20 protein-coding genes and 1 tRNA gene are annotated in these 24,776 nt (G+C 60.7%); 15 read left to right on the top strand and 6 right to left on the bottom strand.

The window, feature by feature from the left end:
* Positions 1-163: 163 nt before the first annotated feature.
* A tRNA-Leu gene (locus AC07XM_RS09100) sits at positions 164-250 on the bottom strand.
* A 272-nt stretch (positions 251-522) separates the two neighbouring features.
* On the opposite strand from AC07XM_RS09100, the gene rnr reads away from it, so the two are divergent.
* From rnr to dnaB, 7 genes are all read left to right on the top strand, one after another.
* Positions 523-3,108 (top strand): ribonuclease R, encoded by a 2,586-nt coding sequence (rnr, locus tag AC07XM_RS09095; RefSeq protein WP_070086515.1) that lies wholly within the window; start codon positions 523-525, stop codon positions 3,106-3,108.
* A complete protein-coding gene (rlmB, locus tag AC07XM_RS09090) occupies positions 3,105-3,851 on the top strand; it encodes a 23S rRNA (guanosine(2251)-2'-O)-methyltransferase RlmB (RefSeq protein WP_016489436.1) in 747 nt (248 codons plus the stop codon). Before rnr ends, rlmB begins: the two co-directional genes overlap by 4 nt.
* A 304-nt stretch (positions 3,852-4,155) precedes the next feature.
* Positions 4,156-4,581 carry a 30S ribosomal protein S6 gene (rpsF, locus tag AC07XM_RS09085; protein ID WP_003249557.1) on the top strand — a complete coding sequence of 142 codons (426 nt, stop codon included), beginning with the start codon at positions 4,156-4,158 and terminating at the stop codon, positions 4,579-4,581.
* Between the two features lie 28 nt (positions 4,582-4,609).
* Positions 4,610-4,840, top strand: coding sequence for a 30S ribosomal protein S18 (rpsR, locus tag AC07XM_RS09080; protein WP_003249563.1), 231 nt, complete (start codon positions 4,610-4,612; stop codon positions 4,838-4,840).
* 33 nt (positions 4,841-4,873) lie between these two features.
* Positions 4,874-5,737 (top strand): hypothetical protein, encoded by an 864-nt coding sequence (locus AC07XM_RS09075; protein WP_016489435.1) that lies wholly within the window; start codon positions 4,874-4,876, stop codon positions 5,735-5,737.
* A gap of 20 nt (positions 5,738-5,757) precedes the next feature.
* Positions 5,758-6,204 carry a 50S ribosomal protein L9 gene (gene rplI / locus AC07XM_RS09070; RefSeq protein WP_012316464.1) on the top strand — a complete coding sequence of 149 codons (447 nt, stop codon included), beginning with the start codon at positions 5,758-5,760 and terminating at the stop codon, positions 6,202-6,204.
* Between the two features lie 113 nt (positions 6,205-6,317).
* Positions 6,318-7,715 carry a replicative DNA helicase gene (gene dnaB / locus AC07XM_RS09065; protein WP_023046912.1) on the top strand — a complete coding sequence of 466 codons (1,398 nt, stop codon included), beginning with the start codon at positions 6,318-6,320 and terminating at the stop codon, positions 7,713-7,715.
* A 171-nt stretch (positions 7,716-7,886) separates the two neighbouring features.
* Here the strand turns inward: dnaB and AC07XM_RS09060 are convergent, their stop codons facing one another.
* The gene (locus AC07XM_RS09060) at positions 7,887-9,491 is read right to left on the bottom strand and encodes an ATP-binding cassette domain-containing protein (protein WP_102689371.1); all 1,605 of its coding nucleotides are present in this window, start codon (positions 9,489-9,491) and stop codon (positions 7,887-7,889) included.
* A gap of 1,156 nt (positions 9,492-10,647) precedes the next feature.
* Here AC07XM_RS09060 and AC07XM_RS09055 point away from each other — a divergent pair.
* On the top strand, positions 10,648-12,948 hold the full coding sequence (locus AC07XM_RS09055; protein WP_102689370.1) for a YgiQ family radical SAM protein: 2,301 nt from the start codon (positions 10,648-10,650) through the stop codon (positions 12,946-12,948).
* 128 nt (positions 12,949-13,076) lie between these two features.
* Here AC07XM_RS09055 and AC07XM_RS09050 read toward each other — a convergent pair whose 3' ends face one another.
* On the bottom strand, positions 13,077-13,664 hold the full coding sequence (locus AC07XM_RS09050) for a cytokinin riboside 5'-monophosphate phosphoribohydrolase (RefSeq protein WP_096426843.1): 588 nt from the start codon (positions 13,662-13,664) through the stop codon (positions 13,077-13,079).
* A 349-nt stretch (positions 13,665-14,013) separates the two neighbouring features.
* Between AC07XM_RS09050 and azu the strand changes: the two genes are divergently transcribed.
* A complete protein-coding gene (azu, locus tag AC07XM_RS09045; RefSeq protein ID WP_024717363.1) occupies positions 14,014-14,463 on the top strand; it encodes an azurin in 450 nt (149 codons plus the stop codon).
* Positions 14,464-14,577: 114 nt separating this feature from the next.
* Here the strand turns inward: azu and nadE are convergent, their stop codons facing one another.
* Positions 14,578-15,405: an NAD(+) synthase gene (nadE, locus tag AC07XM_RS09040; protein ID WP_016489425.1), complete on the bottom strand. Its 828-nt coding sequence runs from the start codon at positions 15,403-15,405 to the stop codon at positions 14,578-14,580.
* A gap of 3 nt (positions 15,406-15,408) precedes the next feature.
* A complete protein-coding gene (pncB, locus tag AC07XM_RS09035; protein WP_016489424.1) occupies positions 15,409-16,614 on the bottom strand; it encodes a nicotinate phosphoribosyltransferase in 1,206 nt (401 codons plus the stop codon).
* A gap of 469 nt (positions 16,615-17,083) precedes the next feature.
* Here pncB and AC07XM_RS09030 point away from each other — a divergent pair, with 469 nt between their 5' ends.
* The 6 genes from AC07XM_RS09030 to AC07XM_RS09005 all read left to right on the top strand — a co-directional run bounded on the left by AC07XM_RS09030 (position 17,084) and on the right by AC07XM_RS09005 (position 23,540).
* Positions 17,084-18,220 (top strand): branched-chain amino acid ABC transporter substrate-binding protein, encoded by a 1,137-nt coding sequence (locus AC07XM_RS09030; protein ID WP_095116455.1) that lies wholly within the window; start codon positions 17,084-17,086, stop codon positions 18,218-18,220.
* 154 nt (positions 18,221-18,374) lie between these two features.
* Positions 18,375-19,289, top strand: coding sequence for an ABC transporter permease subunit (locus AC07XM_RS09025; protein WP_016489422.1), 915 nt, complete (start codon positions 18,375-18,377; stop codon positions 19,287-19,289).
* Positions 19,290-19,291: 2 nt separating this feature from the next.
* Positions 19,292-20,593, top strand: a complete 1,302-nt coding sequence (gene livM / locus AC07XM_RS09020) for a high-affinity branched-chain amino acid ABC transporter permease LivM (RefSeq protein WP_016489421.1) — start codon at positions 19,292-19,294, stop codon at positions 20,591-20,593.
* Positions 20,590-21,465, top strand: a complete 876-nt coding sequence (locus AC07XM_RS09015; RefSeq protein WP_016489420.1) for an ATP-binding cassette domain-containing protein — start codon at positions 20,590-20,592, stop codon at positions 21,463-21,465. Before livM ends, AC07XM_RS09015 begins: the two co-directional genes overlap by 4 nt.
* Complete coding sequence (locus AC07XM_RS09010) at positions 21,462-22,178, top strand: ABC transporter ATP-binding protein (protein WP_016489419.1); 717 nt, start codon at positions 21,462-21,464, stop codon at positions 22,176-22,178. Before AC07XM_RS09015 ends, AC07XM_RS09010 begins: the two co-directional genes overlap by 4 nt.
* 594 nt (positions 22,179-22,772) lie before the next feature.
* Positions 22,773-23,540 (top strand): SDR family oxidoreductase, encoded by a 768-nt coding sequence (locus tag AC07XM_RS09005; protein ID WP_016489418.1) that lies wholly within the window; start codon positions 22,773-22,775, stop codon positions 23,538-23,540.
* Between the two features lie 118 nt (positions 23,541-23,658).
* On the opposite strand, the gene AC07XM_RS09000 is transcribed toward AC07XM_RS09005, so the two are convergent.
* A complete protein-coding gene (locus AC07XM_RS09000; RefSeq protein ID WP_016489417.1) occupies positions 23,659-24,756 on the bottom strand; it encodes an AGE family epimerase/isomerase in 1,098 nt (365 codons plus the stop codon).
* Between the last annotated feature and the right edge of the window lie 20 nt (positions 24,757-24,776).

Genomic DNA, 24,776 nt, shown 5'->3' with positions numbered 1-24,776 from the left:
AGAAGACTCGAACTTCCACGACCTTGCGGTCACTGATACCTGAAACCAGCGCGTCTACCAATTCCGCCACCTGGGCAAAGCTTTGCATCATCTGTAGAAGGCGACTATCGTTCGCTTCACACAGTAGTAACAGATCCTTGGTCATCTGTTACTTGAAAATATTTGGTGCCCAGGAGAAGACTCGAACTTCCACGACCTTGCGGTCACTGATACCTGAAACCAGCGCGTCTACCAATTCCGCCACCTGGGCACACATTCGAGATTAAAAGATGCTTTACAGCGCCGTTCATCTCTACTACAACGTTGGGGTTGTCCGTCGTTGTGGTGCGCACTATACGGACGCTCCCCAAGGCTGTAAACCCCCCAATCAAAAAAAATTTCAAAAAATTCAACTTGTTGATTCCACAGGCCTATTACTGCTCTGGATGCACAGCAGTGGGGGCTGTCCAAGGCAGACATTTCCGGTTTCAATAGGCCTATGCCAGAATTCATATCTATATACCCCAAGGTGAACCCCTTCTGATGGCCGATTGGCAATCCCTCGATCCCGAGGCCGCTCGCGAAGCGGAAAAATATGACAACCCCATTCCCAGCCGTGAGCTGATCCTGCAACGCCTTGCCGACCGTGGCGAGCCCGCTGCGCGCGAGGAACTGGCGAAAGAGTTTGGTCTGTATGAAGAAGACCAGATCGAAGCCCTCCGTCGCCGTCTGCGTGCCATGGAGCGCGACGGCCAGCTTATCTATACCCGGCGCGGCACTTATGCCCCGGTGGATAAGCTCGACCTGATCTGCGGCCGTATCTCCGGCCACCGCGATGGGTTTGGTTTCCTCATCCCCGATGATGGCAGCGATGACCTGTTCCTCAGCCCGTCGCAAATGCGCCTGGCCTTCGATGGCGACCGCGCACTGGCGCGCGTGTCGGGTACCGACCGCCGTGGGCGCCGTGAAGGCGTGATCGTCGAGGTCATTTCCCGTGCCCACGAAAGCGTGGTCGGCCGTTACTTTGAAGAAGGCGGCATCGGCTACGTAACCCCGGACAACCCGAAGATCCAGCAAGAAGTGCTGGTGACCGCCGGGCGTAACGGTGGTGCCAAGATCGGCCAGTTCGTCGAGATCAAGATCACCCACTGGCCAACGCCGCGCTTCCAGCCGCAAGGCGATGTGGTAGAAGTCATCGGCAACTACATGGCGCCGGGCATGGAAATCGACGTTGCCTTGCGTAGCTACGACATCCCGCATGTCTGGCCCGATGATGTGGTCAAGGAAGCGCGCAAGTTCCGCTCTGAAGTCGAAGAGAAAGACAAAGAGAAGCGTGTCGACCTGCGTCATTTGCCATTCGTCACCATCGACGGTGAGGACGCCCGCGACTTCGATGACGCTGTCTATTGCGAGCCGCTGGGCAAACTGCGCCTGTTCTCCGGTGGCTGGCGCCTGTATGTGGCCATCGCCGACGTGTCCAGCTACGTGCGCCTGGGCTCGGCCCTGGACGTCGAGGCCCAGCAGCGCGGCAACTCGGTGTACTTCCCCGAGCGTGTGGTGCCGATGCTCCCCGAAGAGCTGTCCAACGGCCTGTGCTCGCTGAACCCGCACGTCGACCGCTTGGCCATGGTCTGTGAAATGACCATGAACAAAGCCGGCCAGATGGTCGACTACCAGTTCTACGAAGGTGTCATCCACTCCCACGCCCGCCTGACCTACAACAAGGTCAGCAGCATGCTCGAGCACGCCCGCACCCGTGAGGGCAAGGCGCTGCGCGAGGAGTACAAGGCGGTCGTGCCTGACCTGAAGAACCTGTACAACCTGTACAAGGTGCTGTTGGATGCCCGTCACACCCGGGGTGCGATCGACTTCGAAACCCAGGAAACCCGCATTATCTTCGGCGATGAGCGCAAAATTGCGGAAATTCGCCCGACCGTGCGTAACGAAGCCCACAAGCTGATCGAGGAATGCATGCTGGCGGCCAACGTGGCCACCGCCGAGTTCCTGCAAAAGCACGGCGTGCCTGCACTGTACCGCGTGCACGACGGCCCGCCGCCGGAGCGCCTGGAAAAACTGCGTGCCTTCCTTGGCGAGCTGGGCCTGAGCCTGCACAAGGGCAAGGACCCGTCGCCAAAGGATTACCAGGCCCTGCTGGCGAGCATCGCCGGGCGCCCGGATTTCCACCTGATCCAGACAGTCATGCTGCGCTCGCTGAGCCAGGCGGTGTACAGCACCGAGAACAACGGCCACTTCGGGCTGAATTACGAGGCGTACACCCACTTCACCTCGCCGATCCGCCGTTACCCTGACCTGCTGGTGCACCGCGCCATCCGCAGCATCATCCGTTCCAAGGTCGATACCCCGCACGTCAAGCGTGCCGGCGCCATGAGCATTCCAAAGGCGCGCATCTACCCATACGACGAGAACACCCTCGAGCAGCTTGGCGAGCAGTGCTCGATGACCGAGCGCCGGGCTGATGAAGCCACCCGTGACGTGGTCAACTGGCTCAAGTGCGAGTACATGAAGGATCGCGTGGGCGAAACCTTCCCCGGTGTGATTACTGCGGTGACCGGTTTCGGCCTGTTCGTCGAACTGACCGACATCTATGTGGAAGGCCTGGTGCACGTCAGTGCGCTGCCGGGCGACTACTACCACTTCGATCCGGTCCATCACCGCCTGTCCGGTGAGCGCACCGGACGCAGCTTCCGCCTGGGCGACTCGATTGAAGTCAAGGTCATGCGTGTTGACCTGGACGAGCGCAAGATCGACTTCGAAGTGGCTGACAAGACGCTGGCTGCGCCAATCGGCCGCAAGCAGCGCGGCGCCGCGTCGGCTGCCGACAAAGCCGACAAGCCCGAGCCAGCACCGGTCGAGGCCAGGGCCACGCCGAAGCCGCGCAGCCGCAAGAGCGAAACCTCCGAGGCGTATTTCCCGAAAGACGCCGTGCAGCGTAACGCCGAAGTGCGCAAAAGCCGTGAAATGAAAAAGGCGCTGATGAGCGATGCCCGCACCGGCAGCTCGTCCAGCAGCAAGTCGGACAAAGGCGGCAAGCCCGCCGGCAAGCCGACCAAGCACCGTAAAGGCCCGCCGAAGTCCGGTGCGCCACGCAAGAGCAAGAGCAAGTCATGAGTCAGCTGGAAAAGATCTACGGCGTGCACGCCGTGCAGGCGTTGCTGCAGCACCATCCGAAGCGGGTCAAGCAGATCTGGCTGTCGGAAGGGCGCAGCGAGCCACGCCTGCAGACCCTGCTGGCGCTGGCTGCAGAAAACCGTGTGCAGGTTGGCCAGGCCGAGCGCCGTGAGATGGATGCCTGGGTCGAAGGCGTTCACCAGGGTGTTGTCGCCGAGGTGAGCCCAAGCCAGGTGTGGGGCGAATTGATGCTCGAGGAGCTGCTTGAGCGCACCGAAACGCCACCGCTGATCCTGGTGCTGGACGGTGTCACCGACCCGCACAACCTTGGCGCGTGCCTGCGCACCGCCGATGCGGCCGGTGCCACGGCGGTGCTCGTGCCCAAGGACAAGTCTGCAACCCTTACGCCTGTTGTGCGCAAGGTGGCCTGCGGCGCGGCAGAGGTGATTCCGCTGGTGGCCGTGACCAACCTCGCGCGCACGCTGGAAAAGCTGCAGCAGCGTGGCTTGTGGGTGGTGGGTACCGCCGGCGAGGCTGAGCAGGAGATCTACCAGCAAGATCTGACCGGGCCTCTGGTGATGATCATGGGCGCAGAAGGCAAAGGCATGCGCCGGCTGACCCGCGAGCATTGCGACTTCCTGGTGAAGTTGCCGATGGGCGGTAGCGTCAGCAGCCTGAACGTTTCGGTGGCCACCGGGGTTTGCCTGTTCGAGGCTGTGCGTCAGCGTCAGGCCAAGCGCTGATCTTCCCCTGTTGCGGGCCATTCGCGGGCGCGCCCGCTCCCACAGGATTTTCACTGGCTTACAAGCAGTGGGGGCCCTGTGGGAGCGGGTTTACCCGCGAAAGGGCCGGTAGCCTGTGAATATGTTTCAGGCTGTTCAAATATTCGCCAATTACCTTGCTTGTGCGCCACGCCTTCTCTACAATTGCGCCCCTTGCCGAGCTGGCAGGCGCACATGTGCCTCCCCTCCGTGCAAGACATACAGTGTCATTCACTCCTTGTCTGACCAGATTCGCTGGCAGACTACTAACCCGTAAGGAGCATTCATGCGTCATTACGAAATCATCTTCCTGGTTCACCCGGACCAGAGCGAGCAAGTCGGCGGCATGGTTGAGCGTTACACCAAGCTGATCGAAGAAGACGGTGGCAAAATCCACCGCCTGGAAGACTGGGGCCGTCGTCAACTGGCCTACGCAATCAACAATGTTCACAAGGCTCACTACGTGATGCTGAACGTTGAGTGCACCGGCAAGGCCCTGGCCGAGCTGGAAGACAACTTCCGCTACAACGATGCCGTTATCCGTAACCTGGTCATCCGTCGCGACGAAGCCGTTACCGGCCAGTCCGAGATGCTGAAGGCTGAAGAAAACCGCAGCGAGCGCCGTGAGCGTCGTGAGCGTCCTGAGCATGCTGACTCCGCCGAAGGCGACGACAGCAATGACAGCGACTCCAGCGATAACGCTGACGAGTAATCCACGGACCTTTAGAGGAGCCTATTAAATGGCACGTTTCTTCCGTCGTCGTAAATTCTGCCGCTTCACTGCTGAAGACGTGAAAGAGATCGACTTCAAAGATCTCAACACCCTGAAAGCTTACGTATCCGAAACCGGCAAGATCGTTCCAAGCCGCATCACCGGTACCAAAGCTCGTTATCAGCGTCAGCTGGCTACCGCTATCAAGCGCGCCCGCTTCCTGGCCCTGCTGCCCTACACCGACAGCCACGGCCGCTGAGACCGGGTCGTCGACAAGCAGTAAGGGATTAGCATGCGAGCGTTAGCAAGTTTCATCATGCGCGGTCGTGTGCAGGCCACCCTCGTGGTGGTCATCAGCGCGGTACTGCCGCTGCTGTTCTGGTTGAGTGCCGCTGCCTGCAGCCTTGTGCTGCTGCGGCGTGGGTTCAAGGATGCTACAACGGTCATCGCCGGCGGCCTGCTGGCGGGTCTGGCCGTGTGGGTCATGGGTGATCCCATCACCTTCCTGGTGATTGCGGGTGCCTTGGCCCTGGCCGCCATGTTGCGTGCCGAGCATCCCTGGAGCCGGGTGTTGCTGGTCAGTGCCGTGTTCGCCGTGGCTTTCAGCCTCGTGCTCGATCTGGCGCTGGCCCAAACCTTCGATGTGCTGGCCAAGGCGTTTGCCGAAGCCATGCCGAAAATCGAGGGGCAGCCGGTACTCTCCGGTGAGCTGATCCGCCCTGTGCTGGTCGCCTCCACAGCAGTGACGGTGCAATTGTTCAGTGTGCTGGCCTTGGTGCTGGCGCGCTACTGGCAGGCAGCGTTGTACAACCCTGGAGGCTTCGGTCGCGAGTTTCGCGCGCTGAAGCTGCCAAAACAGACCATGGCGGTCTTGGTGGCAGTGATGGTGGTGGCTCCGTTTATCGGGCCGCAGTTCATCATCCTGGCATCGGCTTCGAGCCTGGTACTGGTACTGGCCGGCATCGCTTTGATGCATGGGCTGGTGGCACAGGGCCGACTGGCCGGTTTCTGGCTGGTGGGCATGTACGTGACGTTGCCGCTGATCATGCAGCTGATTTATCCGTTGCTGGTGGTTTTGGCCATTGTCGACAGCCTGATTGATTTTCGCGGTCGCAAGTCCCCCAAGGGGAATGACTCCGCGAACGGTGAAGGTTAAAAGTTAAGAGGTTTTACCAAATGGAACTGATCCTGCTGGAAAAAGTCGCTAACCTGGGCAACCTGGGCGACAAAGTAAAAGTTAAGGCTGGTTACGGCCGTAACTTCCTGCTGCCATTCGGCAAGGCCACCGTTGCCAACGCCGCCAACCTGGCTGCGTTCGAAGAGCGTCGCGCCGAGCTGGAAAAAGCAGCTGCTGACCGTAAATCGTCGGCTGAAAGCCGCGCTGCCCAACTGGCCGAGCTGGAAGTGACCATCACTGCCACCGCTGGCGACGAAGGCAAGCTGTTCGGTTCGATCGGCACCCACGACATCGCTGACGCCCTGACCGCCTCCGGCGTTGAAGTGGCCAAGGCTGAAGTTCGTCTGCCGAACGGCACCATCCGTCAGGTTGGCGAATACGACGTAGCCGTGCACCTGCACAGCGACGTTGAAGCCACCGTACGTGTGGTTGTCGTAGCTGCCTAAGCTGCGCTAACTGGCTGGCTCCTTGCGAGTCAGGCGGTTAACATCGGGCACGGTCCTGTTTTATACAGGCCGTGCCCTTTGTCTTTTTCATCCTCCAGAATTCTTTCGTGGCCATGAACGAGATCACAACCTCCGAACAGCTTGACCTGCAAACCGCCGCCCTGAAGGTGCCGCCGCATTCCATCGAGGCCGAACAGGCCGTGCTCGGTGGCCTGATGCTGGACAATGAGGCCTGGGAGCGGGTGCTGGACCAGGTGTCGGACGGCGATTTCTACCGGCATGACCACCGGCTGATCTTCCGCGCCGTGCACAAGTTGGCCGATGCCAACCAGCCATTTGACGTGGTGACCCTGCACGAGCAGTTGGACAAGGAAGGCCTGTCCTCGCAGGTAGGCGGCCTGGCTTACCTGGCCGAGCTGGCCAAGAACACCCCGTCGGTGGCCAACATCAAGGCCTACGCCGCGATCATTCGCGAACGGGCCACACTGCGCCAGCTGATCAGCATCAGTTCCGACATCGCCGACAACGCGTTCAACCCGCAGGGGCGCAACGCTGCAGAGATTCTCGACGATGCCGAGCGGCAGATCTTCCAGATCGCCGAAGCACGGCCAAAGACCGGCGGCCCGGTAGGCGTCAACGAGCTGTTGACCATGGCCATCGACCGCATCGATACGCTGTTCAACTCCGACAGTGATATCACCGGTATTTCTACTGGCTACACCGACCTGGACGAGAAAACCAGCGGCCTGCAGGCAGCCGACTTGATCATTGTCGCCGGTCGTCCGTCGATGGGTAAAACCACCTTCGCCATGAACCTGGTGGAAAACGCCGTTCTGCGCAGCGAAAAGGCGGTGCTGGTGTTCTCCCTCGAGATGCCAGGTGAATCGCTGATCATGCGTATGCTGTCGTCGTTGGGCCGTATCGACCAGACCAAGGTGCGTTCAGGCCAACTGGACGACGACGACTGGCCGCGGCTTACCTCCGCAGTCAACCTGCTCAACGACCGCAAGCTGTTCATCGACGATACTGCCGGCATCAGCCCGTCGGAAATGCGTGCGCGCACGCGTCGTCTGGCACGTGAGCATGGCGAAATCGGCATGATCATGGTCGACTACCTGCAGTTGATGCAGATTCCGGGCTCTTCCGGTGACAACCGCACCAACGAAATTTCCGAAATCTCCCGCTCGCTCAAGGCCCTGGCCAAGGAGTTCAACTGCCCGGTCATCGCCCTGTCGCAGCTGAACCGCTCCCTGGAACAGCGCCCCAACAAACGCCCGGTGAACTCCGACTTGCGTGAATCGGGTGCAATCGAGCAGGACGCCGACGTGATCATGTTCGTGTACCGGGACGAGGTTTATCACCCCGAGACCGAGCACAAGGGGATTGCGGAAATCATCATCGGTAAACAGCGTAACGGCCCTATCGGTTTCGTACGCCTGGCATTTATCGGCAAGTACACCCGCTTCGAGAACCTTGCGCCGGGCATGTACAACTTCGACGATGACGAATAACGCCAGTAAGTCATAAGTGGTTCAAGACTTTTGGTGCTGCTGCGCCGCCCATCGCCGGCAAGCCAGGCTCCCACAGGTACGGCGTAAATCTCAAGCTTTGCACCGTACCCGTGGGAGTCTGGCTTGCCGGCGATGGGCCGCAAAGCGGCCCCGATTAAAGAAACGTGGCTTTTAGCACTGACTGACAATCCGCCCTTCGCTCATCGTGATTACCCGATCAAATCGCGACAGGGCACTTTGATCATGAGTAACGCAGATCAGCCCCTTCCCGTGGAGTGTTTCGAACAGCAGATCCCAGGTCTGCTCTGCCGATCCGGCATCTAGGCCGCTTGTAGGCTCGTCAAAGAAATTGAAATCGCCAGGCTGGTTAAGTACCCGCAGCAACGTCAGCCTGCGCGCCTCGCCACCCGAAATGGATTCTGCGCGTGCATCCAGATCAAGTTCGTACCAGTCTTTGCTCAAGCCCAGTCGCTCAAGCCATTGTTCGATCTGAGCGCGATCATGAGCATGTTCGAACAGCACTGCGCGGGACAGGGGGCCGGGTATGAAATGCGCATCCTGAGGGCAGAGTCGTAAACGACTGAACTGCTCACACCCCTCGAGCGCAGCCAGGCTTCTGCCATACAAGTGAACGTGCTTGCGCAACTGGAATACCGTTCCTGCGAGCGCATGCAGAAGTGTCGATTTACCACACCCGCTGGGCCCGACCAGCGCGACTCGTTCTCCTGCCCGTATTACCAAGGGCTCATTGATCAGCAGTTGCAGCGCATTTCGAGCGCTGAGTTGGCAGGGTGTGATGCGAAGCCCTGCGTTTTCATCCAAGGGCTCTGCCTCCATGGAGTCTGTCGGGCCGAACACTGGGAGTTGGAGCCAGTGTTCGAGCTTGCGTTTGTCGAGCCGGAACTGGTCGAGTACCCGCCAGGCTTCCGCCAGTTGTGCAACGCTTGCGAGCAACCCAGTCACCAGCGTAATGAGGGCAACAAGCTCGCCCAGGCTCAGATGCGGCGTTGCCTGGGATTGATCATGGATGCCCCACAACAGCACACCACCACTGCCCAGGCCAATGAACAGGGTACGCAAGCCCTGAAGCCAACCCCCGCTGCGGGCTACCCGCACTGCTGAATCGGCATAGTCCGAGAGTGTCTGGTTGACCGGGAGCATTGCCGCATCCTCAGCCCTTTCCAGTTTGACCGTTGCCGCGCTGGCGAAGGTATCCACCCATTGTTCCGCCAGTTCATCCTCTCGCGAGTTTACGGCCTCGATATGAGGCCTACGCCAGCGTATCAGGCGATCGTTGGCCCATAGATATGCCAAGCTCAAGGGGATGAGGCCGATTAATACCGAAGTAGCCCCGAGGTATGCGAACAGTGTGACCAGCACCACCGCTTCGGCCAGTACCGGCCATGCTGAGCCAATCAGAAAGCCTAGCCATCGTTCCTGGGCCGTTATTCCTCTATCCAGTACCTTTACCAAGGTCCCGCCATGGAGTTGTCCATAAGCCTCGAAGCGTTTGTCCAGCAACCCTCGGCGCCAGCGCATCGAAAGCTGCTTCACGCGCTCTTGGCAGAGCCGCGCCAGGCACCAGGCTTGCAAAGGGGTCAACGAGGCCTGTAGCGCGACAAGGCATATGAAGGCACCGAGCAGAATGAATGAAGACGAGGCCGATGTGGACAGGTTGTCGATAATGTCAGCCAGGATCAGGGCTGGTACGACGGTCGCGACTTTCAACACTAGTGTTGCGCTCAGAGCTGCGATGATTCCTCGATAGATATGCATATGCCTTGCGTGCGTTCTGCAGGAGGTGGATGCCGGGCCTGATTGGCTAGAGAGGCTGTGGAATGGTGTGTTGCTGGAAGGGCGTATCTTTCAACAAGTCCGGCTGGTTGTCTGCCTGCCAAGAGTTTGGAAATGTATCCGGCTGGCGCTGTTTGGCAGGACATGATCAGATTTTTCCCGTTGCGCGTAGGCCATTTCTGAAATAGCTTCCTACAGCCTTTACACCATTGCGGTGGTTTTCTGGGCGGCCTAGTCTGGCCCTGTCGTTGTAAAAACAGCGACCGGGCCTACAAGCCCGATCAGGAACGAATGTTGTTCACCGCAAGCCAATGGCACGCGCCATCGGGCTCGCTTGATGGTGGCTGCGTGCGGGAGGTTTTCGTTCTCTGTCCGGTCTTGCAGACCCGTACGTGGCCGCCACCCATCACACTGCAAGTCATGAGTGCGGCTCTGTGTGAATCTACAGAGAGCTGTAGCATGCTGAAAATTATCCCCGATCCACCCCTCGATCCCCACTCCTTGAACACAGCTCTATTCAGGCCGAATGCCCACCGTAAGGCTTGATTGATAGTGCGTCTGGCCGGGCCCTTTCGCGGGTGAACCCGCTCCCACAAGACACCACAGCTTTCAGGCTTGCACAGTACCTGTGGGAGCGGGCGTGCCCGCGACGCATGAGGGCTGACAGGTGTTCGCCACAGCAGTTTCAGCGCCTATGAGATCGAGCGCCGCCCGCGCGGCGCTTCGCGGGGCAAGCCTGCTCCCACATCTGTTTCGGGCCAGTCCCTTCTGTGAGTCCACCGCTGGCCGCCTCGTTTGTTTCCTTCGATATTGAAGGTTGCATCGCTGCTCTTAATCAATCTTCAGCCATGCACCCGGGGTGCGCGCGGCTATTGCTCAGGCATAACTGGCCCGAAACAAATGTGGGAGCGGGCTTGCCCCGCGAAGCGCCGCGCGGGCGGCGCTCGATCTCACAGGCGCTGAAACTGCTGCGGCGAACACTTGGCGACCTCATCACAAGCCCCAAGCCCAGCACCTGGCAGCCTACACCCAACCGTCGCCCAACCCACCAATCCCCACGAAGACAGTCGGATTTGGTCAAAATTTGTGCTATATTCCGCGCCCGCGATTTCCCTGCACACCAGAACCGGTCACTGACATGCAAGCAGCCAAACCACTCTACGACTATCCCAAGTACTGGGCCGAATGCTTCGGGCCAGCACCTTTCCTGCCGATGAGCAGGGAGGAGATGGATCTGCTCGGCTGGGATTCCTGCGACATCATCATCGTGACCGGGGACGCCTACGTCGACCATCCGTCGTTCGGCATGGCCATCATCGGCCGTCTGCTGGAAGCCCAGGGCTTTCGCGTGGGCATCATTGCCCAGCCAAACTGGCAGTCGAAAGACGACTTCATGAAGCTTGGCGAGCCGAACCTGTTCTTCGGCGTGGCCGCAGGCAACATGGACTCCATGATCAACCGCTACACCGCCGACAAGAAGATCCGTTCCGACGACGCCTACACCCCTGGTGGCCTGGCCGGCAGCCGACCGGACCGCGCCAGCCTGGTGTACAGCCAGCGCTGCAAGGAAGCCTACAAGCATGTGCCGATCGTACTCGGCGGCATCGAGGCTTCGCTGCGCCGCATCGCCCACTACGACTACTGGCAGGACAAGGTCCGCCATTCGATCCTGATCGACGCCAGCGCCGACATCCTGCTCTTCGGCAACGCCGAGCGTGCCGTGGTGGAAGTGGCTCAGCGCCTGGCCAGTGGCGAGACGATCGAGAGCATCACTGACATCCGCGGCACCGCGTTCGTGCGCCGTGATACCCCGCAGGGATGGTACGAGATCGACTCCACCCGCATCGACCGCCCAGGCCGCGTCGACAAGATCATCAACCCGTACGTCAACACCCAGGACACCCAGGCCTGCGCCATCGAGCAGGCCAAGGGCGACCAGGAAGACCCGAACGAAGCCAAGGTGGTACAGATTCTCGAAAGCCCGGCCGTGACCCGGGAAAAGTCGGTGATCCGCCTGCCATCGTTCGAAAAGGTACGTAACGACCCGGTGCTCTATGCTCACGCCAACCGCGTGCTGCACCTGGAGACCAACCCGGGCAACGCCCGCGCCCTGGTGCAGAAGCATGGCGAAGTGGATGTGTGGTTCAACCCGCCACCCATCCCCATGACCACCGAAGAAATGGACTACGTGTTCGGCATGCCTTACGCCCGTGTCCCGCACCCGGCCTATGGCAAGGAGCGCATCCCGGCCTACGAGATGATCCGTTTCTCGGTGAACATCATGCGTGGCTGCTTCGGTGGCTGCACCTTCTGCTCGATCACCGAGCACGAAGGCCGCATCATCCAGAACCGCTCGCACGAGTCGATCCTGCACGAGATCGAAGAAATGCGCGACAAGGTGCCGGGCTTCACCGGCGTGGTCTCCGACCTTGGCGGGCCGACCGCCAACATGTACCGCATCGCCTGCAAGAGCCATGACATCGAGAAGCACTGCCGCAAGCCGTCGTGCGTGTTCCCGGGTATCTGCGAAAACCTCAACACCGACCACAGCTCGCTGATCGAGCTGTACCGCAAGGCCCGTGCCTTGCCAGGTGTGAAGAAGATCCTGATCGCCTCGGGCCTGCGCTATGACCTGGCCGTGGAGTCGCCAGAGTACGTCAAGGAACTGGTTACCCACCACGTTGGCGGCTACCTGAAGATTGCCCCGGAGCACACCGAGCGTGGCCCGCTGGACAAGATGATGAAGCCGGGCATCGGCTCGTACGACCGCTTCAAGCGTATGTTCGAGAAATACTCGAAAGAGGCGGGCAAGGAGCAGTACCTGATCCCGTACTTCATCGCCGCGCACCCGGGCACCACCGACGAAGACATGATGAACCTGGCCTTGTGGCTGAAGGGCAACGGCTTCCGCGCCGACCAGGTCCAGGCGTTTTACCCGTCGCCGATGGCCTCGGCCACGGCCATGTACCACTCGGGCAAGAACCCGCTGCGCAAGGTGACCTACAAGAGTGAAGGGGTGGAGATCGTCAAGAGCGACGAGCAACGCCGCCTGCACAAGGCGTTCTTGCGCTACCACGACCCGAAGGGCTGGCCGATGCTGCGTGAAGCGCTGGAGCGTATGGGCCGCGCCGACCTGATTGGGCCGGGCAAGCACCAGCTGATCCCGCTGCACCAGCCGCAATCCGACACGTACCAGAGCGCGCGTCGCAAGAACTCGACGCCAGCGGGCAGCCACAAGGTGGGCAAGGAGCAGAAGATCCTGACCCAGCACACCGGCCTGCCACCGCGTGGCAGCGATGGCAGCAAGCCGTGGGACAAGCGTGAGAAGGCCAAGGCCGAGGCGTTTGCGCGTAACCAGCAGGCGGCCAAGGAACGCAAGGAAGCAGCCAAGGGCGGCAAGGGTAACAAGAAGCCGCGTCAGCCCGTTATTCCGCGCTGATTGATCTATTTGGGGCTGCTTTGCAGCCCTTTCGCGGCACAAGGCCGCTCCTACAAGAAACCGCGATTCCCTGTAGGAGCGGCCTTGTGCCGCGAAAGGACCGCAAAGCGGTCCCAAAAATCTCAGCTTTAATCAGGCTGCTTGTCGACCCACTTCGGCACCACCGGCGCCACAAAGCTGTCCATCCCGTCCAGCAGCGCGTCTGGCTTTTGCCCCAGCAGCAACATCGCCCGATGTTGCGGCCGCACAAAGCCTTCTTCGACGATATGGTCGAGGAACCCGCCCAGCTTCGCATAGAAGCCGTTCACATCCAGCAGCCCCAGCGGCTTGGCGTGATAGCCCAGTTGCCCCCAGGTCCAGACTTCGAACAATTCTTCCAGCGTACCCAGCCCGCCCGGCAGGGCGATGAAGGCATCGCTCAGCTCAGCCATGCGTGCCTTGCGTGCGTGCATGCCGTCGACCACTTCCAGGCGGCTGAGGCCCTTGTGGCCGATTTCGGCGTTCATCAGGCTTTCGGGGATGATCCCGATCACTTCGCCACCGGCCGCCATGGCCGCGTCGGCAACGGTGCCCATCAGGCCGACCGCACCGCCGCCATAGACCAGGGTCAGGCCGCGACGCGCGATGGCCTGGCCAAGCGCGATGGCAGCATCACGGTAGGCAGGGTTGGCGCCGATGCTGGCGCCGCAGAACACACAAACGGAACGTACGGGCATTGCTCATCTCCTGTCACTCAGGTGAACAGGGTACGGCGCACGCCCGCCGCTTCCAAGGCCGCGTTCATTCCGGGCGGGAGAATTCGCAGATGGCGCCGGTGGCCCCATGGGCGTAGGCGGCGAGCAGGCTGTTGATAAATGCAGAGATGGGCATTTGGTATTGCTCCTAAATGAGAGGTTGTCCCATCGTCTATTAAAAGGGCATGATGTGCTCTTAGATTGGTTGTATACAATCCATTGAACAATTCTACTGGCTGGCCTGTTGACACCCCCTTGACCCATATCAGCAAGGGGCTGAACGGTTTCAGGCAGTCTCGCAATTGATAAAACCCTGCCAAGGAGATTCATGATGTTTGCGAAAGCTGTAGCGGTATCCCTGCTGACCCTCGCCAGCGCCTCTGTCTTTGCAGCCGAATGCTCGGTGACTGTTGAATCGACGGACCAGATGTCCTACACCAGCAAAGAATTCACCGTCGACAAGAGCTGCAAGGAATTCACCGTCAAACTGACCCACTCCGGCAACCTGCCTAAGAACGTCATGGGCCACAACCTGGTGATCAGCAAGACTGCCGACATGCAGGGCATTGCCACTGAAGGCATGACTCAGGGCATCGAAAAAGGCTACCTGAAGGAAGATAACGCCAACATCATCGCCCACACTGCGATGATCGGCGCACCGGAAAAAGAGACCGAAGTGAAGTTCGACACTTCCAAGCTGGAGGCCGGTGGTGACTACAGCTTCTTCTGCACCTTCCCGGGCCACATCTCGATGATGAAAGGCAAGGTTGTAGTCAAGTAATGACAGCTGTGTAGGCCTCTCGGGCCTATTCGCGGGCACGCCCGCTCCCACAGGGTAAGCACTGTCTTCAAGGGCGGTGAAAATCCTGTGGGAGCGGGCGTGCCCGCGAAGCTTTTATGGGGCGAACGGCAGTTCGCGCTTGTGCTGGGTCTTGCGGTAGGTGGCGACGATGATGTCGAATGCCGCCTGATCAACCGGCAACCCATGCAGGAAGGCGTCGATCTGCTGGTAGGTCACGCCATGGGATGCTTCGTCCGGCTTGCCCGGCTCCAGGTCTTCAAGGTCCGCCGTCGGCACCTTCTCCACCAGTGACTCCGGTGCGCCAAAGCTGCGCGCAATCGCCCGTACCTGGTTCTTCACCAGCCCGCTCAGGGGCGCCAGGTCGCAGGCACCATCACCAAACTTGGTAAAGAAGCCCATTACCGCCTCGGCGGCGTGGTCGGTACCGATCACCAGGCCCGCGCGGGCCCCGGCGATGGTGTACTGGGCAACCATGCGGGTACGTGCCTTGACATTGCCCACCACGAAGTCCACAAGCGTCGGCGAGCCGTTCTTCAATTCCACCACTTCAGCGGCCAATGCCCGCACCGCCGGGGCGATATCCACGGTGTGCACTTCATCGGCCTTGATCACGTCCAGGCACGCCTGGGCGTCATGCTCGTCATGCTGCACCTGGTAGGGCAGGCGCACGGCAATGAAGGTGTATGCCTTGTCGCCGGTTTCTGCGCGCAATTCATTCACGGCGCGCTGGGCGAGCAAGGCGGCAGTCAGCGAGTCGACACCACCGCTGATGCCCAGCACCAGGGTCTTGAGCCGGGCATTGGCCAGGCAGTCCTTGATGAAGGCCACGCGGCGGGCGACTTCGGCCTCGAGCGCGGCGGTGTCGGCGAACGGCGGCTGTACCTTCAGTGCCTGGGCAATCTCTTGCTGAACCGCTTGCATGGGTTACTCCTTGCTGGGGACTTTGAATACGTGACGCATGTAGGCGACGAAGTTTTCGTCACGGCACTGGGTCTTGGCTGATTCATCCGAGATCTTGGCCACTGGCGCGCCGTTGCAGTCGGTCATTTTAAGCACGATGCTCATTGGGGCCACACCCGGTATGTCGCATGTCAGGTTGGTGCCAATGCCAAAGCTGACGTTGATGCGACCGCGCAGGGCACGGAAAATCTCCAGCGAGCGGGTCAGGTTGAGGCCGTCGGAAAACACCAGGGTCTTGGTCATCGGGTCGATCCCCAGTTTCTGGTAATGGGCTATGGCCTTTTCTGCCCAGGCGATTGGCTCGCCCGAATCGTGGCGCAGGCCATCGAACAGCTTGGCGAAGTACAGGTCGAAATCGCCGAGGAAGGCATCCATGGTGATGCAGTCGGTCAGGGCGATGCCAAGCAGGCCGCGGTACTCGCGTACCCAGCAGTCCAGTGCGGCGATCTGGCTGTCGATCAGCCGTGGGCCGAGCTGCTGGTGGGCCATGAACCATTCATGGGCCATGGTGCCCAGCGGCTTGACATCCAGTTTCCATGCCAGGTCGACGTTGCTGGTGCCGACGAAGCGGGCGGGGAAGTCATCGCGCAGCACGCGAACCACTTCTTCCTGCACGCGGCTGGAAAAGCGCCGACGGGTGCCGAAGTCGGCGACCTGCAGTTCGGCCAGTTCGTCATCACTGGCATGCGCACGCAGCCAGTCGAACTTGCGGTACAGCTGGTCGCGCGCTTCGGCCAGGCGCATATGCGGGTGCAGATGGCGGTTGCGCACTTCGCTGATGATGGCCAGCAGCGGCACTTCGAACAGGATCACATGCAGCCATGGGCCTTTCAGGCGCAGGAACAGCTGGTCGTTTTCAACGCCGACGCGCACGTAACGCAGGTTGAAGCGGAACAGGCGCAGAAAACGCAGGAAGTCGGGCTTGAGGAAACTGATGCGTTCAAGAAAGGCCAGTTGGCCATCATCCAGGGTGAGGTCGCTGAGCAGTTCGAGCTGGTTGCGGATCTCGCCCAGGTAAGGGCGCAGGTCCTCGCCGTTGCGGCAGCGGAATTCCCATTCGACGTCGGCGTCCGGGTAATTGTGCAGCACGCCCTGCATCATGGTGAGTTTGTAGAAGTCGGTGTCGAGCAGGTTGTGCACGATGCGCTCGGCGAATGCGCTTTCGCTCATCAAGGGGGCTCCGGAAGCGGCGAATGGCCGACATTGTGCCAGCCTTTTGGGCCTTGATGTGTCTGGGCTGGCCTCTTCGCGGGTGAACCGGCTCCCAAAGGGCTGCGTATCTGCCAAAACAGAGGTGTTTTTCCGTGCACCGGCTAGCCTTGAAACGGTGCCGCCTGTAGCAGTCGCGCACCAGCGGTGTGCACTTCGGTGACGTCCGCTGTTACAGGGCGGTTGCACGTAAACACTTGCCAGGGTTGCAATGATGGCACATGGCGGTTGCTCCTTGTCTGTACGTGTGGTGGCGCCTGCCGCGCAGCAGACGGTTGCACGCTCAATAAAGAAAAGGCCGTCGGTCGCCTGCAGTGCACCTGCGCAGTGTGTTTTCCCGGAAGACAAAACCGATGGCACGGCCCTTGCTCTGAGCACAGGGTTGAGAAGTTGTAGTGCCAACCAAAAAAAACTCTAGGAGCACCACCTCATGTCGCAGACGTTTTACAAGAAAGGTTTCCTGGCACTGGCCGTAGCTACGGCCCTGGGTGTTTCTTCGTATGTTCAGGCCGACGTCAAGATCGGTGTAGCGGGCCCGATGACCGGGGCTAACGCGGCGTTTGGCGAGCAGTACATGAAAGGTGCGCAGGCAGCGGCCGACAAGATCAACGCAGCCGGTGGCGTCAACGGCGAGAAAATCGTACTGGTGGCGGGCGATGACGCCTGCGAACCTAAGCAGGCCGTGGCTGTGGCCAACCGCCTGGCCGATCAGGACAAGGTGATCGGCGTAGTGGGCCACTTCTGTTCTTCCAACACCATTCCGGCGTCTGAGGTGTATGACGAAGCGGGCATCATCGCCATTACCCCGGGCTCGACCAACCCACAGGTGACCGAACGCGGCCTCAGCGCCATGTTCCGCATGTGCGGCCGGGACGACCAGCAGGGCATTGTCGCCGGCGACTACATCGTCGATGTGCTCAAGGGCAAGAAAGTCGCGGTGCTGCACGACAAGGACACTTACGGCCAGGGCCTGGCCGACGCGACCAAGGCGCAGCTGGAGAAACGCGGCGTGAAGCCTGTGCTGTACGAAGGCCTGACCCGTGGCGAAAAAGACTTCAGCGCCGTGGTTACCAAGATCCGCTCCACCGGTGCCGATGTGGTCTACTTCGGCGGCCTGCACCCAGAGGCTGGCCCGCTGGTACGCCAGTTGCGCGAGCAGGGCCTGAAGGACGTCAAGTTCATGTCCGATGATGGCATCGTCACCGATGAACTGGTGTCCACCGCTGGCGGCGCGCAATACGTCGATGGCGTGTACATGACCTTTGGCGCCGACCCGCGCCTGCTGCCAGACAGCAAAGCGGTGGTGGAGGAGTTCCGCAAGGCCGGTACCGAACCTGAAGGCTACACCCTCTACGCCTACGCCTCGCTGGAAGCCTTGGCCGCTGCGTTCAACGGCGCCAAGTCGAACAAGGGCGAAGACGCGGCCAAGTGGCTGAAAGCCAACTCCGTCAAGACCGTCATGGGCGAGAAGAAGTGGGACAGAAAGGGTGACCTGACCGTGTCCGACTACGTGGTCTACCAATGGGACAAAGACGGTAAATACCACCAGCTGGAAAAACAAAAATAATAACGGCCCATGGCCCGGGCTGATGCTCGGGCCCAAGCCCCGCGGTACCTGTCTTTATTCGTAGATCTGCACAGTTCTGCGCTGCGAGGGCCCCGCACCGGTGGCCCGCGCCGTGGTCGGCGCTCGTGCAATCTCAATCAGGTGAGATTGCGTTATGGATGGTATTTTCCTGCAGCAACTGGTCAACGGCCTGACCCTCGGGTCGGTCTATGGCCTGATCGCCATCGGCTACACAATGGTCTATGGCATCATCGGCATGATCAACTTCGCGCACGGCGAGGTGTATATGATTTCCGCGTACCTCGCGGCAATCAGCCTGGCATTGCTGGCCTATTTCGGCGTCGAGTCGTTCCCGCTACTGATGTTGGGCACGCTCTTGTTCACCGTCGTCGTCACGGGCGTTTATGGGTTCACCATCGAACGCATCGCCTACAAGCCCCTGCGTAACTCCACCCGCCTGGCGCCGTTGATCAGTGCCATCGGCATCTCGCTAATCCTGCAGAACTACGCACAGATCAGCCAGGGTGCCCGCCAGCAAGGCGTGCCGACCTTGCTTGAAGGGGCCTTGCGTGTCGAAGTCGGCACCGGCTTCGTGCAACTGACCTACACCAAGATATTCATCCTGATCGCTGCCTTCGTGGGCATGGGCCTGCTCACTTACGTGATCAAGTACACCAAGCTCGGCCGCATGTGCCGTGCCACCCAGCAAGACCGCAAGATGGCTTCGATCCTGGGCATCAACACCGACCGGGTGATTTCCTACGTGTTTGTCATCGGTGCAGTCATGGCCGCTCTGGCGGGCGTGCTGATCACCATGAACTACGGCACCTTCGACTTCTACGCTGGCTTCATCATCGGCATCAAGGCGTTCACCGCCGCAGTGCTCGGTGGTATCGGCTCGCTGCCTGGCGCCATGCTCGGCGGCATCATCCTGGGGATTTCCGAGTCGCTGTTCTCTGGCCTGATCAACTCCGACTACAAGGACGTGTTCAGCTTCTCGCTGCTGGTGATGATCCTTATCTTCCGCCCACAAGGCCTGCTGGGTCGCCCGCTCGTGGCTAAGGTGTGAACATGTCCGTTGCCAAAACTGCCTCTGTTAGCGAAACCAAAGGTTTCGACCTTAAACGCAGCCTGCTGGAGACCCTTGTCGCCGGCCTGCTGGCTCTCATTGTGTTTGGCCCGGTCGTGGGCGTAGTGCTCGACGGCTACACCTTCAATGCCGAACCGCGCCGCGTAGCCTGGCTGGTTGGCGGGGTGATGGTGGGGCGCTTCCTGCTCAGCCTGTTCCTGCAGAGCGCCGCTGGCGTGCGCATGCTCCAGGGCTTCGACAGCGGTGGCTCGGGCGTGCATGTGAACGCGCCGGACTACAAGTCGCGCCTGCGCTACATCATCCCGGCGCTGGTGGTGATTGCCATCGTCTTCCCGATCTTTGCTAACAAGTACCTGCTGACCGTGGTCATCCTCGGCCTGATCTACGTGTTGCTGGGGCTTGGCCTGAACATCGTGGTCGGCCTTGCCGGCCTGCTCGACCTGGGCTACGTGGCGTTCTATGCCATTGGCGCCTACGGCCTTGCTTTGGGTTACCAGTACCTCGGCCTTGGCTTCTGGAGCGTGCTGCCCTTGGCGGCCATCGCCGCAGCGCTGGCGGGGTGCATACTTGGCTTCCCGGTGCTACGAATGCACGGTGACTACCTGGCAATCGTGACCCTGGGTTTTGGCGAGATCATCCGTCTGGTGCTGAACAACTGGTTGTCGTTCACCGGTGGCCCCAACGGCATGCCGGCGCCTTCGCCAACCTTCTTCGGCCTGGAATTCGGCCGCCGGGCCAAGGATGGCGGGGTGCCGATCCACGAGTTCTTCGGCTTCGATTACAACGCCAACCTCAAGTTCGTGTTCATCTACGCGGTGCTGTTCCTGGTGGTGCTGGCCGTGCTGTACATCAAGCACCGCCTGACCCGCATGCCGGTAGGCCGGGCGTGGGAAGCGCTGCGCGAAGACGAGATCGCCTGCCGTTCGATGGGCCTGAACCACGTACTGGTCAAGCTTTCGGCGTTTACCCTGGGGGCGTCCACTGCGGGCCTGGCCGGTGTGTTTTTTGCCACCTACCAGGGCTTCGTCAACCCGTCGTCTTTCACGTTCTTCGAGTCGGCGCTGATCCTCGCCATTGTGGTACTGGGTGGCATGGGCTCGACCGTGGGCGTGGTGATTGCGGCGTTCGTGCTGACTGTGGCGCCCGAACTGCTGCGCAGCTTCTCCGAATACCGGGTGCTGCTGTTCGGGGTGCTGATGGTGCTGATGATGATCTGGCGACCGCGTGGGCTGATCCGCATCAGCCGTACCGGTGTGACCCCGCGTAAAGGAGTGGCGCCATGAGCGACGATATCATTCTCTCGGTCGACAACCTGATGATGCAGTTCGGTGGCATCAAGGCGCTGAGTGATGTCAGCCTGAAGGTACGGCGCAACCAGATCTTCGCCCTGATCGGCCCCAACGGCGCCGGCAAGACCACGGTGTTCAACTGCCTGACAGGCTTCTACAAGGCCAGTGGCGGGCGCATCGAGCTGAACGTGCGCGGCAGCCACACCAACGTCATCCAGTTGCTTGGCGAGCGCTTCCAGGCGGCGGACTTCGTGTCGCCGGCGCGCTTTGCCAACCGCCTGTACTACAAGATGTTCGGCGGTACCCACCTGGTCAACCGCGCAGGCCTGGCGCGCACCTTCCAGAACATTCGCCTGTTCAAGGAAATGTCGGTGGTGGAGAACCTGCTGGTGGCCCAGCACATGTGGGTCAACCGCAACCTGCTGGCCGGGGTGCTCAACACCAAGGCCTACCGCAAAGCCGAGAGCGATGCGCTGGACCACGCGTTTTACTGGCTGGAAGTGGTCGACCTGGTCGATTGTGCCAACCGCCTGGCCGGCGAGCTGTCGTACGGCCAGCAGCGCCGCCTGGAAATTGCCCGGGCCATGTGCACGCGGCCAAAGATCATCTGCCTGGACGAACCGGCGGCCGGCCTGAACCCGCAGGAAACCGAAGCCCTCAGCCGCATGATTCGAGTGCTGCGTGACGAGCATGACATCACTGTGGTGCTGATCGAGCACGACATGGGCATGGTCATGAGCATTTCCGACCATATCGTGGTGCTGGACCACGGCAACGTGATTGCCGAAGGCGCACCGCAGGAAATCCGCCACAACCCGACGGTGATCGCCGCCTACCTGGGTGCAGATGAAGAGGAACTGGTATGAGTGCACCCATTCTCGAACTGAAGGACCTGGACGTGTTCTACGGGCCGATCCAGGCGCTGAAAAAGGTTTCGATGCACATCAACGAGGGCGAGACGGTGAGCCTGATCGGTGCCAACGGTGCTGGCAAGTCGACCCTGCTGATGTCGATCTTCGGGCAGCCGCGGGCAGCGTCCGGGCATATCGTCTATCGCGGCACCGACATTACCCGCAAATCGTCGCACTACATTGCTTCCAACGGCATTGCACAGTCGCCGGAAGGGCGCCGGGTGTTCCCCGACATGACCGTCGAGGAGAACCTGATGATGGGTACCATCCCCATCGGTGACAAGCATGCTGATGAAGACATGCAGCGCATGTACGAGCTGTTCCCGCGGTTGAAGGAGCGGCGTAACCAGCGAGCCATGACCATGTCCGGGGGGGAGCAGCAGATGCTGGCGATTGCCCGGGCGCTGATGAGCCGACCGAAGTTGCTGTTGCTGGATGAGCCTTCGTTGGGGCTGGCACCGATCGTGGTCAAGCAGATCTTCTCGACCCTGCGTGAGCTGGCAAAGACCGGGATGACCATTTTTTTGGTGGAGCAGAACGCCAACCATGCGCTGAAGCTCTCCGACCGGGCCTATGTGATGGTCAACGGGGAGATCCGCATGACCGGGACCGGGCAGGAGCTGCTGGTCAACGAGGAAGTGCGCAACGCCTATCTGGGCGGGCACTGAGTTACATTCGGGGCTGCAAAGCAGTCCCATTTCCAATGTGGACAACTTACCCCGCGATACTCTCGATCCACGCTAATAGTCTCTCGCAACCCCTTGTTTCCACAGGCTTGATCTTGTCCACGGATAATGTGGAACTGCCTGTGGAAAACATGGTGGCATCTCGCTCCAGCCCTTTGATATCAGGCCCTGCATCGATGCGATCATTTTTTGATCACATCCTTCCTGTGGATGATTTTTCAAGGTTTTTCACAGATCCGAAAGCACCTCGAAACCAGCATCAAGGCTGTGGATAACTCTGTGGGAAAACCTTGGACAGACTGCTGCAGGCAGCATGTTTGAAAGCTTTGCACCATCACCAAAAAACTATCCACCGACCCTGCATCGCTGAAAGGGTTCCGCACAGTAGACAAGTTGCCCCCAATCCGTGGGGAAAGCCTTGTGGATAACATGCGCATAGCTGGCGCCGAGCCTTCTGCCGCAAGGGTTTGCCGGATATGAACAAAAAATGTACAGCGCCCCGAACGGCTTGCTGCCAGCGCGCGGCGCGGGCATGCTGCAAAGCTGCCGATGACAACCTACCGTGAGGAACAGAGCATGACGTCCACCGTATTCATCACTGGCGCCACTTCCGGTTTCGGCGAGGCCACCGCCCGCCGTTTTGCCGACGCTGGCTGGAAGCTGGTGCTCACCGGCCGCCGCAAGGAGCGCCTGGACGCCCTGTGCGCTGAGCTGTCGGCCAAGACCGAGGTGCACGGCCTGGTGCTTGACGTGCGTGATCGCAAGGCCATGGAGCAGGCGATCGCCGGCTTGCCGACCGGGTTCGAGAAGCTTCGCGGCCTGGTCAACAACGCCGGCCTGGCACTGGGGGTGGATGCGGCGCAGAACTGCAGCCTGGACGACTGGGAGACCATGGTCGACACCAACATCAAGGGCCTGATGTACACCACCCGCCTGCTGTTGCCACGGCTGATCGCCCACGGTCGTGGCGCGTCGATTCTCAACGTAGGTTCTGTGGCGGGCAACTACCCGTACCCGGGCAGCAACGTGTATGGCGGCACCAAGGCTTTCGTCGGCCAGTTCTCGCTGAGCCTGCGCTGCGACTTGCGCGGGACCGGCGTGCGCGTGAGCAACATTGAGCCGGGGCTGTGCGAGAGCGAGTTTTCGCTGGTGCGCTTCGGCGGCGACCAGGCCAAGTACGACGCCACTTACGCGGGTGCCGAGCCGATCCAGCCGCAGGACATTGCCGAGACCATCTTCTGGATCCTCAACCAGCCGGCGCATATCAACATCAACAGCCTGGAGCTGATGCCGGTGAGCCAGGATTGGGCAGGGTTCTCCATCGACCGTTCGGTCAAGGGCTGAAAATAGTCACCGGGGCCGCTGTGCGGCCCATTCGCGGGGCAAGCCCGCTCCCACAAGGTAATTCACTAGCCTAAGGGCGGTGCAGTACCTGTGGGAGCGGGCTTGCCCCGCGAATGCGTCAGCTCAGGCGCTGCAACCCTTCCAGGCAGGTCGCCAAATGATAGGGCGTAGTAGAAGGCATATCATGCCGGCTGACGTTGCCTTCACCATCCCGGCACTCATACCAGCCCGCTTCCCGCAAGAACTGCGCTTCCAGCAGCTGCAACTGCTCCCGCAACTTCGCCTCGCCGCCAGCACGCAGCACCAGCGCTCGCAGGTACTCCGCCTGTGCCCATACCCGTTGTGTGGCATCCAGCACCTGGCCATCCACATCCAGCATCGCCAGCACTGCCCCGTTCTTCACCCCGAACTGCTCGGCAAAGCCGAACGCCCGGTCAATGGACGCATGCAGCGGCGTGTCACGCAGCAGCGGTGAGGTGTGCAGCAGGTAGAACCACTCGAACTGGTGCCCCGGCTCGAACCAGTTATCCACAGCCCCGCGTGGCTTTTCCAGCATCAGGCCATGGGCTGGTTCAATGAAGTGAACCTGCAGCGCTTCACACAACTGCAGCAGCGACTGCTGGGTATGGCTATCGTCACGCACTGCCAACACCTGCAGGAACGCCTCGGCCAGGTGCATCTGCGGGTTCTGCAGCGGGCCGCTGGCGAGGTCTGCCCAGTCTTCGCCCAGGCTGGCTTCGTACAGGCCGTCGTCACGGGCGAACTGCTGGTCGATGATGTCCAGCGCGGCATTCAAGGTGGACTCCACCAGGCTTTCGCGCACCTTGCCCCAGTAGTGCGCGCAGGCAAAGACGATGAACGCATGGGTGTACAGGTCCTTGCGGCGGTCCAGCGGTTTGCCTTGGGCGTCGATGCTGTAGAACCAGCCACCGTGCTCGGCGTCGTGGAAGTGCTTTTGCAGCGAGCGGAACAACGCTGCTGCGCGCTCGGCCGCGCCCGGTTGCCCGATACGGCTGCTGAACAGGTACAGCTGGCGTGCGCAGGCCATTGCCCGATAGCGCTGCACAGGCAACGGCTGGTGGTGGGCGTCCAGGGCCTCGTAGGGCAGGGCCATGTCGGCATTCCAGCCCGGGCCTTGCCACAACGGCACGATGCATTCGGCGAAGTGCTGGTTGAAGCGGGCCAGTTCAGGCAGGGTGGGGCGGGGGTCAGACATTTCGGCGCTCGTCGCTGTCG

This window comes from Pseudomonas sp. GW460-LB5, from assembly GCF_059423245.1.
The sequence above is the reverse complement of the archived record's forward strand: the minus strand, read 5'-3'. Positions and strand labels throughout refer to the sequence as shown.

Excerpts from the sequence above, each read along its gene's own strand:
- rnr (WP_070086515.1), top strand. The coding sequence starts at position 523 with ATGGCCGATTGGCAATCCCTCGATCCCGAGGCCGCTCGCGAAGCGGAA.
- rlmB (WP_016489436.1), top strand. The coding sequence starts at position 3,105 with ATGAGTCAGCTGGAAAAGATCTACGGCGTGCACGCCGTGCAGGCGTTG.
- rpsF (WP_003249557.1), top strand. The coding sequence starts at position 4,156 with ATGCGTCATTACGAAATCATCTTCCTGGTTCACCCGGACCAGAGCGAG.
- rpsR (WP_003249563.1), top strand. The coding sequence starts at position 4,610 with ATGGCACGTTTCTTCCGTCGTCGTAAATTCTGCCGCTTCACTGCTGAA.
- AC07XM_RS09075 (WP_016489435.1), top strand. The coding sequence starts at position 4,874 with ATGCGAGCGTTAGCAAGTTTCATCATGCGCGGTCGTGTGCAGGCCACC.
- rplI (WP_012316464.1), top strand. The coding sequence starts at position 5,758 with ATGGAACTGATCCTGCTGGAAAAAGTCGCTAACCTGGGCAACCTGGGC.
- dnaB (WP_023046912.1), top strand. The coding sequence starts at position 6,318 with ATGAACGAGATCACAACCTCCGAACAGCTTGACCTGCAAACCGCCGCC.
- AC07XM_RS09060 (WP_102689371.1), bottom strand. The coding sequence starts at position 9,491 with ATGCATATCTATCGAGGAATCATCGCAGCTCTGAGCGCAACACTAGTG.
- AC07XM_RS09055 (WP_102689370.1), top strand. The coding sequence starts at position 10,648 with ATGCAAGCAGCCAAACCACTCTACGACTATCCCAAGTACTGGGCCGAA.
- AC07XM_RS09050 (WP_096426843.1), bottom strand. The coding sequence starts at position 13,664 with ATGCCCGTACGTTCCGTTTGTGTGTTCTGCGGCGCCAGCATCGGCGCC.
- azu (WP_024717363.1), top strand. The coding sequence starts at position 14,014 with ATGTTTGCGAAAGCTGTAGCGGTATCCCTGCTGACCCTCGCCAGCGCC.
- nadE (WP_016489425.1), bottom strand. The coding sequence starts at position 15,405 with ATGCAAGCGGTTCAGCAAGAGATTGCCCAGGCACTGAAGGTACAGCCG.
- pncB (WP_016489424.1), bottom strand. The coding sequence starts at position 16,614 with ATGAGCGAAAGCGCATTCGCCGAGCGCATCGTGCACAACCTGCTCGAC.
- AC07XM_RS09030 (WP_095116455.1), top strand. The coding sequence starts at position 17,084 with ATGTCGCAGACGTTTTACAAGAAAGGTTTCCTGGCACTGGCCGTAGCT.
- AC07XM_RS09025 (WP_016489422.1), top strand. The coding sequence starts at position 18,375 with ATGGATGGTATTTTCCTGCAGCAACTGGTCAACGGCCTGACCCTCGGG.
- livM (WP_016489421.1), top strand. The coding sequence starts at position 19,292 with ATGTCCGTTGCCAAAACTGCCTCTGTTAGCGAAACCAAAGGTTTCGAC.
- AC07XM_RS09015 (WP_016489420.1), top strand. The coding sequence starts at position 20,590 with ATGAGCGACGATATCATTCTCTCGGTCGACAACCTGATGATGCAGTTC.
- AC07XM_RS09010 (WP_016489419.1), top strand. The coding sequence starts at position 21,462 with ATGAGTGCACCCATTCTCGAACTGAAGGACCTGGACGTGTTCTACGGG.
- AC07XM_RS09005 (WP_016489418.1), top strand. The coding sequence starts at position 22,773 with ATGACGTCCACCGTATTCATCACTGGCGCCACTTCCGGTTTCGGCGAG.
- AC07XM_RS09000 (WP_016489417.1), bottom strand. The coding sequence starts at position 24,756 with ATGTCTGACCCCCGCCCCACCCTGCCTGAACTGGCCCGCTTCAACCAG.